This is a genomic window from Anabaena sp. WFMT, from assembly GCF_051781005.1.
GTDB lineage: Bacteria > Cyanobacteriota > Cyanobacteriia > Cyanobacteriales > Nostocaceae > Anabaena.
This window is the reverse complement of sequence record NZ_JBPWOA010000033.1, coordinates 117,285-132,507: the sequence shown is the minus strand read 5'-3', so window position 1 is coordinate 132,507 and position 15,223 is coordinate 117,285. Positions and strand designations below refer to the sequence as shown.

Genomic DNA, 15,223 nt, shown 5'->3' with positions numbered 1-15,223 from the left:
TGGATACCACAGGAAAAATTTTTCAGACATCCTCTGACTACCACAAAGCGCGAATAGGTTCTTTTTCTTGATTAAGATTACCTGAACTTGAACTACTGTCTGTTATGGAAGTATCAGTAGTATTTCCGTCTTGTGTACTATCATTTATTCCTGTAGGCTCAGTAGAAGCATTATTTTGAGCTACGCTGGTGCGGCGATTATCATTAGCAAAATCATTGTTGTTAGTAGTTTCAGAATCACTGCTGTTAACAGTTTCAGAATCATTCCGGGTAGCAGTTTCAGAATCATTCCGGGTAGCAGTGCTATTAACATTAATATTAGCCGGGAGGACGCTAGAAGCTCTACGTCCAGGCGGAACATTAGCACTTTGTTGTCCGCCCATAGGAAAATTAATACCTAGTAACGTACCCAGCAAAATTGCCACGCCTCCAGCCATCAGAATTAAGGGTGTCCATCTACCCATCTTGTTTCTCTCCTTGTTAACCTTCTGGTGTCCAAACTAATTGAGAACCTTGACCCCAAAATCCATCAAACTTTGTTATTTTCACGTCACCTAAAACCTGAGTTTGGCAAGCTAAACGCAAGTCTGATGTAGGAGAATGGGGAGGAAGCGAACGCCGCGTTTGATCACGCCAATTCGCTGCGGATACTTCGCCTTCTACCTTAACCGCACAAGTACCACAACTGCCAATTCCTCGACAATTTATGAGCTTGGAACCGCCATTGTAGAGGTCAATGCCATTTTCTAACAGAACTTTACGTAAATTGGCTTGGCTTTCACACTCAATTAATTTACCTTGAGCTACTACTTGGGGCATATTGAAATTACCAAAATAGCTTTTTGTTGTATATTGGCACATCGCCGCAAAGTTGTCTCTCAGGTGTCAGTGTTGAACTAAAGGTTCACCGAATTTTTATGACCATAACTCCCTCAAATCAACTTTGGCTCTATGACACTACTCTCCGGGACGGGACTCAACGGGAAGGATTATCAGTGTCCATAGAAGATAAGTTACGCATTGCTCACAGACTCGATGAATTAGGGATTCCCTTTATTGAAGGCGGTTGGCCAGGAGCAAATCCCAAAGATGTACAATTTTTCTGGCAACTCCAAGAAAATCCGCTCAAACAAGCAGAAGTTGTTCCCTTTTGCTCCACTCGTCGCCCTCACACTAAAGCCGTAGATGAACCAATGCTGCAAGCGATTCTGGCAGCAGGTACGCGCTGGGTGACAATTTTTGGTAAATCCTGGGATTTACACGTCACAGCCGGACTCAAGACCAGTTTAGAAGAAAATTTAGCCATGATTACTGACACAATTGAGTACTTACGTTCTCAAGGACGGCGTGTCATCTACGATGCTGAACATTGGTTTGATGGCTACAAACAAAATCCTAATTATGCTTTAGAGACATTAAAAGCGGCAGTAACCGCAGGGGCTGAATGGTTAGTTTTATGTGATACCAATGGCGGGACTTTACCTCATGAAGTTTCTCAAATTGTGGAATTAGTCATTAGTCATTTGTCATTAGTCATTTGTCAAAAATCAATGACAATTCCTCAAATCGGTATTCATACTCATAATGATTCAGAGATGGCTGTAGCTAATGCCCTAGCAGCAGTAATGGCTGGGGCGAAGATGGTACAAGGTACAATCAACGGCTATGGTGAACGCTGTGGTAATGCTAACCTGTGTTCTCTGATTCCCAATTTACAGCTAAAGCTTGGTTATAGCTGTATCGGTGGACACCAGCTAAATCAACTTACAGAAGCTAGTCGCTTTGTCAGCGAAGTTGTAAATCTCGCTCCTGATGAACACGCGCCTTTTGTGGGACGTTCTGCTTTTGCTCATAAAGGTGGTATTCATGTATCAGCAGTAGAACGTAACCCTTTGACTTATGAACATATTCAGCCGGAACAAGTCGGGAACCTGCGCCGAATTGTCATTTCTGAACAGTCTGGCCTCAGCAACGTGTTAGCGAAAGCTCGGACTTTTGGCATTGAATTAGATAAGGAAAATCCCCAAGCACGGCAGATTCTCCAACGCATGAAGGATTTGGAGAGTGAAGGATATCAATTTGAAGCCGCAGAGGCGAGTTTTATCTTACTGATGTATGAGGCTTTAGGTCGGCGTGAGGAGTTTTTTGAAGTTAAAGGTTTTCAAGTCCACTGTGATTTGGTCGAAGGGAAAGAACCGACCAATTCTTTGGCAACAATTAAAGTAGCTGTTAACGGTAACAATATTCTGGAAGCAGCGGAAGGTAATGGACCGGTAGCGGCTTTGGATGCAGCTTTACGCAAAGCATTGGTCAACTTTTACCCCCACATTGCTGCTTTTGAGTTGACAGATTATAAAGTCAGAATTCTCAATGGACATACAGGGACAGCAGCTAAAACCCGCGCTTTAGTAGAATCGGGAAATGGTCAACAACGTTGGACAACTGTAGGAGTTTCTACGAATATTTTGGAAGCTTCTTATCAAGCGGTAGTTGAAGGTTTGGAATATGGTTTGTTGTTGCATTTCCAAGCAGAAAAGGTGTTGAAACTTTAGGAGTAATAGATTTTCTCATGGTGGGAGAAGCTTGGCTAACCCAACCTACGGATTTATTTCTTCTTCAATAAGACTTATATCATGTCCGCCTAATCACTTACGATAAAATATATGTGTCATACTGAGCGGAACGTAGTGCAGCGAAGTATCTCGGAGATTCTTCACTTCGTTCAGAATGACAAGCATTTTACCGGACGTGATATTACGCACAACACAACGAAAGTAGCGGTAATTCATGAATTACCGCTACGAAAGAATCAGGTTTTCGGTCACATCTTGCGTAAGTCCTGTTCAAGAAATATCTTTTAGTTCAGCGGTGCGGACTGAAAGCAACTGTGTTTGATTACCTCGTTGCACTTTCACCTGCAATAATTGACCGAGGTTACTATCTTCCACCACTCCTTGCAACTGTTCTGCATTGGTGATTGGTTTACCATCAATCTGCACAATTACATCTCCACGACGGATACCTGCATTTGCAGCTGGGGAATTGGGAACAACCCGCATGACTAAAACGCCTTTGACTTCAGGAATCTCAAACATGGAGTTGGGATCACTGTTATTTGTTTTGGCTAGTTGGGGTGTTAAGGTGATCATCTGTACACCTAAATAAGGGTGAGCAACTTTTCCATCTCGTTGCAATTGAAGTGCGATCGCTTTAGCTTTATCAATAGGAATCGCAAACCCAATCCCCATAGCATCTGCACGAATCGCAGTATTAATCCCAATTACCTCACCTTCTCCATTTAATAAGGGTCCCCCAGAGTTACCAGGGTTAATCGCAGCGTCAGTTTGAATGAAATCTAAGCGTTTATCGCTAATTCCCACTTGGGCGCTAGAACGTTTGAGAGTGCTGACAATGCCCAATGTAACGGTATTATCAAATCCTAAAGGATTCCCAACTGCGATCGCCCAATCTCCAACCTGAACATTATTAGACGAACCCAAAGGTGCAACAGGCAAATCACTACCAGCATTAATCTTGACAACCGCCAAATCAGTTACTTCATCAATGCCCTTCACTGTTCCTTCAAATGTGCGGCCATCTTTAAGGCGGACTGTCACTTTATCAGCTTGATCTACCACATGGGCATTAGTCAGAATTAGACCACTCTTGTCAAGAATAAACCCAGAACCTAAACCGCGTAGCTGCTCAGTTGGTGACTGTTGCGGGAAGCTATCGCCAAAAAACCTCCGTAAAAAAGGATCTTCCATCATCGGCTCAACACGGCGGGTAATTGTTCTCTCTGTATCAATCCTGACTACAGCCGGCCCCACCCGATTCACCGCAGCCGTGACAAAACTACTACTACCAACAGCCGCAACAGCCGGAGATAGCTTTTGAGAAACTACAGAATCGGGCGCAGGTTCAGCCTGAGATGGTAACACTTGTAAAGAGGTAACGCTCAACATCACTCCCATAAAAATTGCGATCGCATGGGTAGTGAGTTGGCGTATAGACCGAGGTAGTTTGGAAATTTGCATAATTACAACCTAATCTAGAAGCCTCAGAAAAAACAACAGATAAACGATAAAGTTATTTACAATTGTTACAGCTTGGATAAAAATCCACGTCTATTACAGCGGTTTCCAATTATATAAGGTACATCATAGCCCCCTCCCCGCAAGCGATGAGGGGGTTGGGGGTGGGGTTCTTGTACCTCATAACACCGGGAAGTGCTGTAACGTTCTTACGTTTCTTTAGACGATTTCCAGATGGAATTTGTCCTACTGCGATTAAGTTAATGGAACAATCAGATATAAAGCTAGTATGGAAATTTGGACTGTTCTGGTTCGGATTTTCCCCAAATCTAAAATATATAGTACAAAATTTTGCTGTACAGGCGTATTGCCATACACCTCTTCTGGCCACTACTGTTAAATCTCAAATCTCTCTAGGTTAGGATCTTAATTAATACCAAAACTGTGATGACCAATGAATGGATCAAACCGATTAGCTGACGAATCCTTGCCTTCTCAACCAGCAGAATACACACACCATCACGATCTCAACCACCAACATACAGATCATACTTCTGGGCAGACTGATTCCGTTCATCCTCACGTTCATAGTGAAGAATCTTTACGGCGAATTATCAACCGACTATCGCGTATAGAAGGACACGTTCGCGGGATTAAGACAATGGTGCAGCAAAATAGCCCCTGTCCTGATGTTTTATTACAAATTGCCGCTGTCAGAGGTGCTATAGATAAAGTAGCCCGCATTGTTTTGGATGAACATCTAACTGAATGTATTGCTAGAGCTTCAAAAAATGGCAATATTGATGTAGAAATTGAACAACTCAAAGCAGCTTTAGATCGGTTTTTGCCTTAGCAATTACGAAAAATCGTAAACATTAAGTATATGCACTTGCTTAATCACGTGCAGAAATAATATACTGTCTTGTATCTAAGTCAAACAAGTACCTAAGCTGTATAAACAAGCCTTATTTATACAGCCATAAATCTTTTTGCTTGGGCTTCGGAAACATGACGCTAAAAAATTATCAATTTCACTGTTCTTTGCAAGGTAATTCCCAAAAACCATTAATTCTTTTTCTACATGGCTTCATGGGTAATATTGAAGAATTTGATGAAGTCATAAAATTACTAGGAGAAGATTTTTATTATCTCACACTTGACTTACCTGGACATGGTAAAACTCAAGTTTTAGGAGGTGATGAATACTATAAAATGGAACCTACCGCTCAAGGTATAATCAATTTATTGGATAAATTAGAAATAGCAAAATGCTTTTTAGTCGGTTATTCAATGGGAGGAAGATTAGGTTTATATCTTATGCTTCATTTTCCTGAACGTTTTTTAAAAGTTGTATTAGAGTCAGTTTCCCCAGGTTTACCAACAGGAGCAGAAAGACTAGCCAGAATTAAAAGTGATTCCCAAATTGCAAAAAAAATTACCAGAATGGTCAATAAAAATGAATTTAAGATATTTTTAAATAATTGGTATAGTCAAAAAATTTTTGGTGCTATTAAAAATAATCAATTATATGAACAAATGCTAACCAAAAGGTTAGAGAATAATCCTTTAGAACTGGCAAAATCATTGCGATTTATGGGATCTGGATACCAACCTTCGCTATGGGACAAGATTCAAGAAAATCAAATACCCTTGCTTTTGTTAGTTGGAGAATATGATGAAAAATTTATCACTATTAATACAGCAATGGCTTATAAATGTGAAAATGCCCAACTCAAAATTATTAGTCAAGCTGGACATAATATTCATCTAGAAAATACATTGGCATTTGTGAAAACTATCCGAGCTTTTTTGATTTATTAGCAATATCTTTCCAGAAAATTTCGCCAAATACATACCGATAATTTTTAATTACGAATTACGAATTACGAATTACAAATTATTTTAATTCTTCTTGCAATAACTTCCGATAAACTTGAGGTAAAAAACGAGTATTAGAATTAGTTTCTATTCCATATCCTAAACTTGTCCAAGTTGGGGAAAGCCGCTTTAAAACTTCATCTAACTTTTTCTGTCTGAGCAGTTGAGAAATATCTGTTCCCCAAACTTTTGAATCGTTTAACCAACGGTAAACTACTACATCTTGATACTCTGGTTCAAAACTATAACTAGACCATAACATCAACTGCGTTGGTTTTGGGTGATAGCGACGCGCAATTTGATACCAGGTGGTATTAATGATTTGATATCTACCCGCCGCAGTGGAACAGTTACCAATATTGGGGCCTGTGACAATGGTGACACATATCTCAGGATGACGGCTGAGGTCATTTACTTGCTGTCCACCATATAGCAGAGAGTAGGGACGGTTACTATTTGCCTCGCTTGTAGAAATAGTTCGCATCAAAGCCCGGATGTAAGGATCACCGTCTTGCATGACTAAGGGAGGTTGTTTGCGCTCAAATACAGGATCTGAAGATGAACGCAAATTTCCACCAATATACCACTGTAATAAATATACAAAGCCGAGCAGTGCCGCTAGGGGGGCAATCAGTTTTTCTACGCCTTTGAGTTCAAAGCCTTTCAGAGTTGGACTCCTTAAAATTTACTTTCTAATCTAAAACAACAATCACCAATGATCTGATTTCGGGAAATTGATCATCTGCTACGTATTTGTCTAAACCAGGACTTACACAACTGGCATATTATTAGGGTGCTTCAGATGAGGCACAAAATTTAAGGACAAAGCCTTATGCAAAGAGACTTTCAACCCTATTCCCTATTCCCTGTGCTTTGAAATAATTCCTGAAAACTTTTTGGTGTAGCTTCAGGTTTAGCGATAATCTCGATAATTTTATTCCGTGCGGCAGATTCAAACATGGATTCAACACAAATCTGGGCTACTTTTTGCCGAGGGATACTACCATCAAATAACGTATCGGCGCTCTGCATGATGACGGCATCAGAGTTATCTTCATTTTTCAGTCCTCCCGGTCGCACTATTGTATAGGTAAGTCCACTTTTTTGAATGTATTCCTCGGCTTGCTTTTTCCATACTAAAATCAGCCAAAACAGGTTGAGCGGATGAAAAAATTGGGAAACACACAAAGAAGAAACTAAAATAAAATGCTCTATTTGTTTGGCTTTAGCAACTTCTACTAAATTTTTCGTACCTTCAAAATCTACTTTATAGGGGCTTGTGGGGTCAAAATTTGGTTTTGCTCCTGTGGCGCATATTATCACCGTACTATCACCTAATGCAGCAGTTAGGGTTGCTGGTTCTAATACGTCGCCTACAAATAACTCGACTTCAGGAGACAAGATAGCCTTAGCTTTATCTTCATCCCGTACCAACGCCCGAACGGGAATATTCTTGGATACTAGCTCTTGTACTATCCGACGACCTGTTTCACCTGTCGCCCCTGCTACAAATACTTTCATAATTAACGCTATCCTAGGAAACTAATATGTGTTTGTTCCGTTCTTTATTTTAGTAATTCTATGGAGTTGATGACAGATTCTTGAGGTTTTCGTGAAATTTGCATTTTTGTGTGAAAAACCCTCCTGAAGAGGGAATGATTAATATAGACAAACTGCAAACTATACAAAAAACAGATTTATGGTGACAAACAAGTGGGAATATCAATCTTTAGATATAACAGAGTCAGTTTTGCCTATGGGTTCTAGTGTTACGGTCAATGAAACGCCATTAAAAGAGGCTCATCATGTAGGGCCAAGTAAATTTCGCAGTCGTTATCAAGACTGTATGGAAATGTATGCTCCTATTGATCAGGTGGCTGAGTATCTTAGTAGTCATTCTTCATGGTTTGTCCGCTGTGCTGAACCAATGAGGGTGGAACCTTTGGGTGATAATGGTTATGCTTTGGTGATTGGTAAGTTTGGCTCTTTTGGTTATGAGGTAGAACCAAAAATTGGTTTGGAATTGTTAGCTCCAGAGGAAGGTAAATACCGTATCCGTACAATTCCCATCCCTGACTATCAAGCGCCTGGTTATGATGTGGACTATAATGCTTCAATGCACTTAGTAGAAGGTTTGGAACAGGTGACGCGGGTAGAATGGGAATTAGATTTGATCGTTGAGCTGCATTTTCCCAGATTTATTCAGCGTTTACCACATTCTTTGATTCAATCTACAGGCGATCGCTTACTTAATCAAATTGTTCGCCAAGTCTCCCGTCGCTTAACCCGCAAAGTCCAAGAAGATTTTCATCAATCTCTCAATCTCCCCTTTCCTGTTAATTCCTCGAAAAAGCGTCATTAGTCATGAGGAACAGGGAACAGGGAACAGGGAACAGGGAACAGGGAATAGGGAATAGGGAATAATATTTCTTCTATCTCCTGCCTCCTCAGGACGGATCATCTATGCTTTACTAATAATTCTGAGGATAATTTCTACACCAGAGAAAGCCTGCCAAACAAATAATCCTAAAAGCCCGAAATTAAGTAAAATATGCGTCGCACGCGCCCAATTTGCCCCTTTTTGCATAAAGGGAGAGAGGGATGCAGAGAAAGCTATTATAGCTGTCATGCCCAGACCTGCTAATAGGTGGGGGCCAACAAACAATTTACCATTATTAATGTAGGTGACAGCCATACCACCAATTGAACCCGCTACCATCACAGCTAAGAGAATTGAGCCGATTTGGTAGTGCTTGATGGTATATTTACCTTGAATTAGTTCTTTCTTTTCTTCACCCTTGGCATTTCTGGTACGCTGTACTTGCAGTCCTAAGTAGGCGGCATAAAGTGATAGTGCCAATAAGATCCACATGATGGCTGGGTGAAAGAAGTTTAAAGCAAATTTTATGTCTGGAGAAAGTTCAAGACTCATTGTGTTTTTTCCAATTATTAAATCTTAATAAAATTTAGCATACCTTGGTTTAGGAGTTCAGAAGTTACAGTAGCTAAAAATTTTCTCTTGCAAAAGTGGTTAAATAATCTCAGACTGAAATTGGAGGCTAGATCAATAAATTTGCCGAAGCGGGATTGCATTTATGACTGAAAACAAAGAGAACTTGCTGCTCAAGGCTGCAAAAAATGGCGATATTCAGCGGCTGTGTGAAATACTAGCTACGGGTGCTAAGGTGGATGTGTGCGATCGCACTGGCACGACAGCATTAATGTTTGCGGCGAATTTAGGCTATACAGAAATTGTGCGATTGCTCCTAGATTTTGGTGCTAACATCAACTTACGTAGAAAAACCTATGGTTTAACGGCTTTAATGTTGGCAGCGAGTGCTAATAAACTTGATATTGTTAAGCTTCTAATATCTAAAGGTGTAGATGTAAATGCTATTAATGAAGATGGCAGCACAGCCTTAATGGCAGCAGCACTCAAAGGTCATCTGGATGTGGTAGAAGTCTTATTAGGTGCGGGTGCTGATGCAAATATTGCTGATCAAGATGATGATACGGCTTTAAAACTTGCCATTAAGCAAGGCTATACAGCAGTTGTTAAAGCAATCACACAAAATAGTGCCTTCGTCAATAAACCAGATGCAGAAGGTGAGACACCGTTAATGATAGCGGTAGACTTGGGATATTTAGATGTAGTGCAAACACTGTTGTCACAAGGGGCTAATCCTAATTTGCAAAATCCCGATGGTGGCACTGCACTTTTAGCCGCATCTGCCGCCGGACATAGTAATATTATCGCAGCTTTATTAGATAGAGGCGCAGAAATAAATCACCAAGATAAAGAAGGTGAAACTGCCCTACATTGTGCCATTGTTGAAGGCTACATTGATGTAGTGCAACTATTACTTCAACGGGGAGCAGATGTACAAATTAGAAATCATCTTGGTGATACACCATTGCTTTTAGCTGCATTCCAGGGACACAGCGAAATAGTTGAGGCTTTACTGCGTGCTGGAGCAGATATGGATAAGAAAAACTTTGGTGAAGTAGCTCTGACACTGGCAGTATCCCAAGGACACGCTCAGACAGTAAAAGTATTACTTGACCACCAAGCTAATGTCAATGCGATCGCAGATGATGGTAAAACTGCTTTAGTTAAAGCCATAGCCAGCAACCATCCAGAAGTATTCAAACTGCTGCTGGAACAAGGAGCAGATGTGAATTTTCAGGACTCATCTGGAGCAACGGCCTTAATGTGGGCTGCTGCTGAGGGTTATGGTCAAGCTGTGCAGATGTTAATTAAATCAGGGGCAAATGTGAATTTAAAAAATCAGGGTAATTACACAGCTTTAATGATTGCCGAGTTTAATAACTATCGCACAATTGCCCAGATTTTACGGCAAGCCGGAGCGCAAGATTGACTAAAAAGCTATCAGATCAGTAGGTGGGCAGAATAAAACCAAACTGTGTAAAGAAAAGTAAACAAGGCTAAAACCCTTTTTCTCCCTGCTCCCTGCCCCCGTATGGCTAACGCCACGCTACGCTATCGGCTACGCTCACGGCAAGCCTGCTGCCTTAATGATAAGTATTCAACCGGACATGATATGACTCGGATGTGGCTTGATGCACCTAATTTTTTTCTGCTATCCTTAACTTAGCGGAGCGCGATCGCACATTTTGAGAAATTTCTTCTTCACCAGCAATAATTGGCTTTTTTGTCAATACCTTTAACATAGGTGAATTTCTTAACCCATGCTTGACTAACCTATCTTCCAAACTGTGAAAGCTAATTATCACAATTCTTCCCCCAGGAACCAGCGCTAAAGGTGCTTTTGCTATCAAAGTCTCCAGCACCTTTAACTCATCATTGACAGCAATTCGCAAAGCTTGGAAAACACGGGTAGCGGGGTGGATTCTACCATGACGGTATTTGGCAGGAACAGAATATGCGATCGCATCTGCCAATTCTGTAGTAGTCTGAAATGGGCGTTTCTCAACAATTCTTCTGGCAATACGTCGTGAAAGTCTTTCCTCTCCATATTGAAAGAAAATATCTGCTAATTCTTTTTCATCCCACTCATTAATAATATCCCCAGCAGTTAAAGATTGTTGCTGGTTCATTCGCATATCTAAACTTGCAGTATTTCTAAAACTAAAACCTCTTTCTGGGTTATCCAAATGATAGGAACTCACACCCAAATCAGCTAAAATTCCATCATAAGTATTTTCTGGAAATTGATAATTAGCAAAATTGCTGTGAATAAAATTAACCCTATCTCCAAACTCTGATAAATTCTCTTTTGCTGCTTTTAAAGCATCTTCATCTTGATCAACTGCGGTGACTTTCACATCTTCAGCACTTCCTAATATTAACCGACTGTGGCCACCACCACCAACAGTTAAATCTAAATAATGTCCACCAGGTTGGATATTTAAACCTGTAATCACTTCTTGACTGAGAACAGGAATATGGGAAAAAGTGATTTCTTCTAAATCTAAAGGCGTTTGTAAATCTGATTGCATCATTTATTTATTAATAATATAAATTAAGCATTTTTTATTTTTCTTGACATGGATCATCTATAGGTGGATGCCAACCGGCTGTTAACCAAAGATTTATTAAACTGTAACTGCTTTTCGCTTTGCAATGACAGGATTGAAATCAATTTCCTTCCAATCTTTAAATAATTCAGCAATTTCTTCAGGTGTGGTAAAGTTTTCTGTGAAATATTCAAATTTACAAATATCAAGATTGAGAAAAAAACTCAAAAAACTGCAATGATCTTTTGCACCAAAACCTAGGCGACAATCTACACGCCAATTATCTATACTTGTTGTATACTCTTTGATCATTCGACATATGTTATCAATTTTACTGGAATATTTTTGACATAATTCTAATAATTCAAAAGGATTTTTACCGATTTCACAAAAGAACTCTATTGCTTGATAGGTTAAATTGGTAGGACGATATTTAAAATCAATCAATGATTGACAAATATCTAAGGACTCAACAAACTTTTGTTCAGATGTTTGGTTCATGTTTGCTTATTTCCTTTAGTTATGATCATAGACCAAGGATATTGGGCTTGAGCTATTTTATGAGCATCTAATTGATTTAAACCTTGATTAATTACCAAGTCAGATTCCAGAATTTCGTGCTTTAGTAAAACCTCATCACTATCAATTTCTTCTCCTAATACCATTCTTTCCCAACTTTGAGCCATACGTAAATCAGGGATAAATTGATTTTGTAATACTCCCTTACCAAAAGCATACTGTTTAGCTCTTTCAATATCCTCAGAACTTAATTGATACTGATTGGCTATTTTGAGAATATCATCTTTTGATTCTATAATTTTATCATAAGCTTTCATAGCTTCTTTGAGATATTTTTTCTGTATCCGATCAATAAGTAGGGGTGGCAGAGGAAAATAAATGAAACGGGGTACACACAGTGTCATAGAATAGGACACATGACATCATGTCTCTTGTTGCCACTACCCGTCAGTTGGGAATTAGCTTTTTTGAATATATCCGTGACCGCATTTCTCAGCTTGGGAATATTCCCTCTTTAGCAACTATTATTTATTCGCGAAAAATCTGTTCTCAATCCTTTTGGTTTGTCATGGGTGCCTGAATAACTCTTTCCCCGAAATATTGAGGGGATACATTTTTTTGATGTAGAGATTTTTTGGATATTTTCGGAATTATACTTATCCAGTAATTCTATCTTAACTCTCGCACTTTCAGAATTACTCATCAAATCAATATTCAAAATATCATTCTTTAAACCAAAATTCTGAAAATCCTTAAATCCTGAAAATCCTGATTCAGACAGTAATATAATATAGACATAGTTTGCACTAACAGCCTATGCAATCCCTAAATATCACATTACCAGATACATTAGCCAAAGCTCTCAATAGTTATATCAAAGATCAGGAAAATGTGTTACCTGCTAATGATATTATTGAAAATGCGATCATAGAATTTCTTGGTCAACGTGGTTATTTACCTCCAAAAAAAATAATCAACTTTATTCCTGCAACTAAGGGAAGTGGATTTTTGAATACGTCGGTAAATCATGATCAAATTCTCGCTGAACAAATAGATGATCAATATCATCAGCATTCAAAAATCCAAATACAAAGAATCAATGCAGAAAACTTAACAATCCTACTTTCCTTTCCTGTTTATCTAGAAACATATAATCTTTTGTTATATCGTTTTAACCGAAAAGCCGCAAATCTATTTTCAGAGTGCTGCAAAATTAAAGGAAGCGTTAATTGATATTTAGTTTTTAAATCCTGTCAATCCTAAAATCTTGTAAATCTTGATTCTGACAATAATAATTATGTTGGGAAAATCTCACCTTTATATATATGCGCGTACAGATTCCCACTATAATAAAAATATAATGAAAAATCGGGCATTTGTCAACTATCACACTGATTAATTTCTGAATTGAGTAAGATTGATTTAGATGTAAAGATTAATAGAATTTACAAATGTGATTCCTAGTCCTAGTCCTGAAAAAGATTACATTAAGTTAAGTTAGGTAACAAACAAATTACACTCATGTCTACTGAAATTCAAGACGAACTACTGGAAGCGGTGGAACTAAGACGCAATTTTGCAATTATTTCTCACCCTGATGCTGGTAAAACTACGTTAACAGAAAAACTATTATTATACGGGGGTGCTATTCACGAAGCTGGGGCAGTAAAAGCCCGGAGAGCGCAGCGTAAAGCGACTTCTGACTGGATGGCGATGGAACAACAACGGGGTATTTCTATTACTTCGACGGTGTTGCAATTTATCTACCGTAATTGTCAAATTAATTTACTTGATACTCCTGGACACCAAGATTTTAGTGAAGACACCTATCGAACTTTAGCAGCAGCAGATAATGCGGTGATGCTAATTGATGCCGCTAAAGGGTTAGAACCCCAAACACGGAAACTGTTTGAAGTGTGTAAGCTTAGGGGTATACCTATTTTCACATTTGTCAATAAACTCGACCGTCCGGGAAGAGAACCCCTAGAACTATTGGATGAGATTGAGCAAGAATTGGGATTACAGACCTATGCGGTAAATTGGCCGATTGGGATGGGCGATCGCTTTAAAGGTGTTTTTGATCGCCACCAACAGCAAATCCATCTGTTTGAACGTAGCTCCCACGGCAGCAAGGAAGCCCGTGATACTATCATCAACTTAGGCGATCGCTCAATTGAAGAATTACTAGAAGAAAGCCTTTACCACCAACTAAAAAGTGATTTAGAACTATTAGAAGGAGCAGGAGGAGACTTAGATTTAGATTTAGTGCATCAAGGAAAAATGACCCCCGTATTCTTTGGTAGTGCCATGACTAACTTTGGGGTGGAGTTATTTCTCAAGTACTTCCTGGACTATGCTCTCAAACCAGGTACACATAACAGCAGTCTCGGTGAAGTTCCCCCTAGCTACCCAGAGTTTTCAGGATTTGTCTTCAAACTGCAAGCCAACATGGACCCCAAGCACAGAGATCGCGTGGCTTTTGTCCGGGTCTGCACAGGTAAGTTTGAAAAAGATATGACAGTTAACCATGCTCGCACAGGTAAAGTTGTCCGTCTATCTCGACCGCAAAAACTCTTCGCTCAAGAACGGGAATCCATTGATGTTGCTTATCCTGGTGATGTCATCGGTTTGAATAATCCCGGCGTTTTTGCAATTGGCGACACAATTTATACAGGACAAAAACTGGAATATGAGGGAATTCCCTACTTCTCACCAGAACTGTTTGCCACTCTCAGAAACCCCAATCCCTCCAAATTTAAGCAATTTCAAAAAGGCGTTTCCGAATTACGGGAAGAGGGTGCTGTGCAGATTATGTACTCTACTGATGAAGCCAAGCGCGATCCTATTTTGGCAGCGGTGGGTCAGTTGCAATTTGAAGTGGTGCAGTTTCGGTTACAAAATGAGTATGGTGTAGAAACCATACTGGATGTATTACCTTACAGTGTCGCCCGTTGGGTTGATGGCGGTTGGGAAGCTTTGAATCAGGTGGGACGTTTATTCAACACAACTACTGTGAAAGATACTATGGGACGGCCGGTGTTGCTATTCCGTAATGAATGGAATTGTCAACAGCTAGAGGGAGACCACCCAGAGTTGAAATTAAGTGCGATCGCTCCTGTGTTCTCTAGCCAAAAACCCGTGGAGGAATAATTCACTTTTGACACAACCAAGGGAGCAATTATCAACTTGATTCGTCATTCTTAATTACGAATTACGAATTACGAATTACGAATTACGAATTACGAATTATCAGAGTATCTCAATTTCGCACTTTTGCACCAACGTGTATCACCT

16 protein-coding genes are annotated in these 15,223 nt (G+C 39.7%); 7 read left to right on the top strand and 9 right to left on the bottom strand.

The genetic code is table 11. The features are described 5' to 3' along the window. Positions 1 to 37: 37 nt before the first annotated feature. The gene (locus ACSQ6I_RS22215; protein ID WP_438892431.1) at positions 38 to 463 is read right to left on the bottom strand and encodes a hypothetical protein; all 426 of its coding nucleotides are present in this window, start codon (positions 461 to 463) and stop codon (positions 38 to 40) included. A 16-nt stretch (positions 464 to 479) separates the two neighbouring features. Next, positions 480 to 818, bottom strand: coding sequence for a 2Fe-2S iron-sulfur cluster-binding protein (locus ACSQ6I_RS22210; RefSeq protein ID WP_323311679.1), 339 nt, complete (start codon positions 816 to 818; stop codon positions 480 to 482). A gap of 98 nt (positions 819 to 916) precedes the next feature. Here ACSQ6I_RS22210 and cimA point away from each other — a divergent pair, with 98 nt between their 5' ends. Beyond that, positions 917 to 2,551, top strand: a complete 1,635-nt coding sequence (gene cimA, locus ACSQ6I_RS22205) for a citramalate synthase (RefSeq protein ID WP_438892430.1) — start codon at positions 917 to 919, stop codon at positions 2,549 to 2,551. Between the two features lie 291 nt (positions 2,552 to 2,842). Here the strand turns inward: cimA and ACSQ6I_RS22200 are convergent, their stop codons facing one another. Further along, positions 2,843 to 4,036, bottom strand: coding sequence for an HhoA/HhoB/HtrA family serine endopeptidase (locus ACSQ6I_RS22200; RefSeq protein ID WP_438892429.1), 1,194 nt, complete (start codon positions 4,034 to 4,036; stop codon positions 2,843 to 2,845). 451 nt (positions 4,037 to 4,487) lie between these two features. On the opposite strand from ACSQ6I_RS22200, the gene ACSQ6I_RS22195 reads away from it, so the two are divergent. Continuing rightward, positions 4,488 to 4,886, top strand: a complete 399-nt coding sequence (locus ACSQ6I_RS22195) for a metal-sensing transcriptional repressor (protein WP_438892428.1) — start codon at positions 4,488 to 4,490, stop codon at positions 4,884 to 4,886. Between the two features lie 155 nt (positions 4,887 to 5,041). Then, complete coding sequence (gene menH, locus ACSQ6I_RS22190; RefSeq protein WP_438892427.1) at positions 5,042 to 5,854, top strand: 2-succinyl-6-hydroxy-2,4-cyclohexadiene-1-carboxylate synthase; 813 nt, start codon at positions 5,042 to 5,044, stop codon at positions 5,852 to 5,854. Positions 5,855 to 5,930: 76 nt separating this feature from the next. On the opposite strand, the gene ACSQ6I_RS22185 is transcribed toward menH, so the two are convergent. Both ACSQ6I_RS22185 and ACSQ6I_RS22180 read right to left on the bottom strand, forming a co-directional pair. Next, positions 5,931 to 6,596 (bottom strand): glycoside hydrolase family 24 protein, encoded by a 666-nt coding sequence (locus ACSQ6I_RS22185; RefSeq protein ID WP_438892491.1) that lies wholly within the window; start codon positions 6,594 to 6,596, stop codon positions 5,931 to 5,933. Between the two features lie 167 nt (positions 6,597 to 6,763). Continuing rightward, positions 6,764 to 7,432 (bottom strand): SDR family oxidoreductase, encoded by a 669-nt coding sequence (locus ACSQ6I_RS22180; RefSeq protein WP_438892426.1) that lies wholly within the window; start codon positions 7,430 to 7,432, stop codon positions 6,764 to 6,766. Positions 7,433 to 7,610: 178 nt separating this feature from the next. Here ACSQ6I_RS22180 and ACSQ6I_RS22175 point away from each other — a divergent pair, with 178 nt between their 5' ends. Further along, positions 7,611 to 8,273: a DUF1997 domain-containing protein gene (locus ACSQ6I_RS22175; RefSeq protein ID WP_438892425.1), complete on the top strand. Its 663-nt coding sequence runs from the start codon at positions 7,611 to 7,613 to the stop codon at positions 8,271 to 8,273. A gap of 99 nt (positions 8,274 to 8,372) precedes the next feature. Here the strand turns inward: ACSQ6I_RS22175 and ACSQ6I_RS22170 are convergent, their stop codons facing one another. Beyond that, positions 8,373 to 8,843, bottom strand: a complete 471-nt coding sequence (locus ACSQ6I_RS22170) for a DUF4079 domain-containing protein (protein ID WP_015213147.1) — start codon at positions 8,841 to 8,843, stop codon at positions 8,373 to 8,375. 163 nt (positions 8,844 to 9,006) lie between these two features. On the opposite strand from ACSQ6I_RS22170, the gene ACSQ6I_RS22165 reads away from it, so the two are divergent. Further along, complete coding sequence (locus ACSQ6I_RS22165; protein WP_438892424.1) at positions 9,007 to 10,290, top strand: ankyrin repeat domain-containing protein; 1,284 nt, start codon at positions 9,007 to 9,009, stop codon at positions 10,288 to 10,290. Between the two features lie 208 nt (positions 10,291 to 10,498). Here ACSQ6I_RS22165 and rsmH read toward each other — a convergent pair whose 3' ends face one another. From rsmH to ACSQ6I_RS22150, 3 genes are all read right to left on the bottom strand, one after another. Further along, positions 10,499 to 11,392, bottom strand: coding sequence for a 16S rRNA (cytosine(1402)-N(4))-methyltransferase RsmH (gene rsmH, locus ACSQ6I_RS22160; protein ID WP_438892490.1), 894 nt, complete (start codon positions 11,390 to 11,392; stop codon positions 10,499 to 10,501). Between the two features lie 96 nt (positions 11,393 to 11,488). Then, entirely contained in the window at positions 11,489 to 11,911 is a 423-nt protein-coding gene (locus ACSQ6I_RS22155; RefSeq protein WP_438892423.1) for a hypothetical protein, read from the bottom strand. After that, the gene (locus tag ACSQ6I_RS22150; protein ID WP_438892422.1) at positions 11,908 to 12,333 is read right to left on the bottom strand and encodes a hypothetical protein; all 426 of its coding nucleotides are present in this window, start codon (positions 12,331 to 12,333) and stop codon (positions 11,908 to 11,910) included. Before ACSQ6I_RS22150 ends, ACSQ6I_RS22155 begins: the two co-directional genes overlap by 4 nt. Before the next feature lie 412 nt (positions 12,334 to 12,745). Here ACSQ6I_RS22150 and ACSQ6I_RS22145 point away from each other — a divergent pair, with 412 nt between their 5' ends. Further along, entirely contained in the window at positions 12,746 to 13,162 is a 417-nt protein-coding gene (locus ACSQ6I_RS22145; protein WP_438892421.1) for a hypothetical protein, read from the top strand. A 288-nt stretch (positions 13,163 to 13,450) separates the two neighbouring features. Then, positions 13,451 to 15,079, top strand: a complete 1,629-nt coding sequence (prfC, locus tag ACSQ6I_RS22140; RefSeq protein ID WP_438892420.1) for a peptide chain release factor 3 — start codon at positions 13,451 to 13,453, stop codon at positions 15,077 to 15,079. The last annotated feature ends 144 nt before the right edge of the window (positions 15,080 to 15,223 follow it).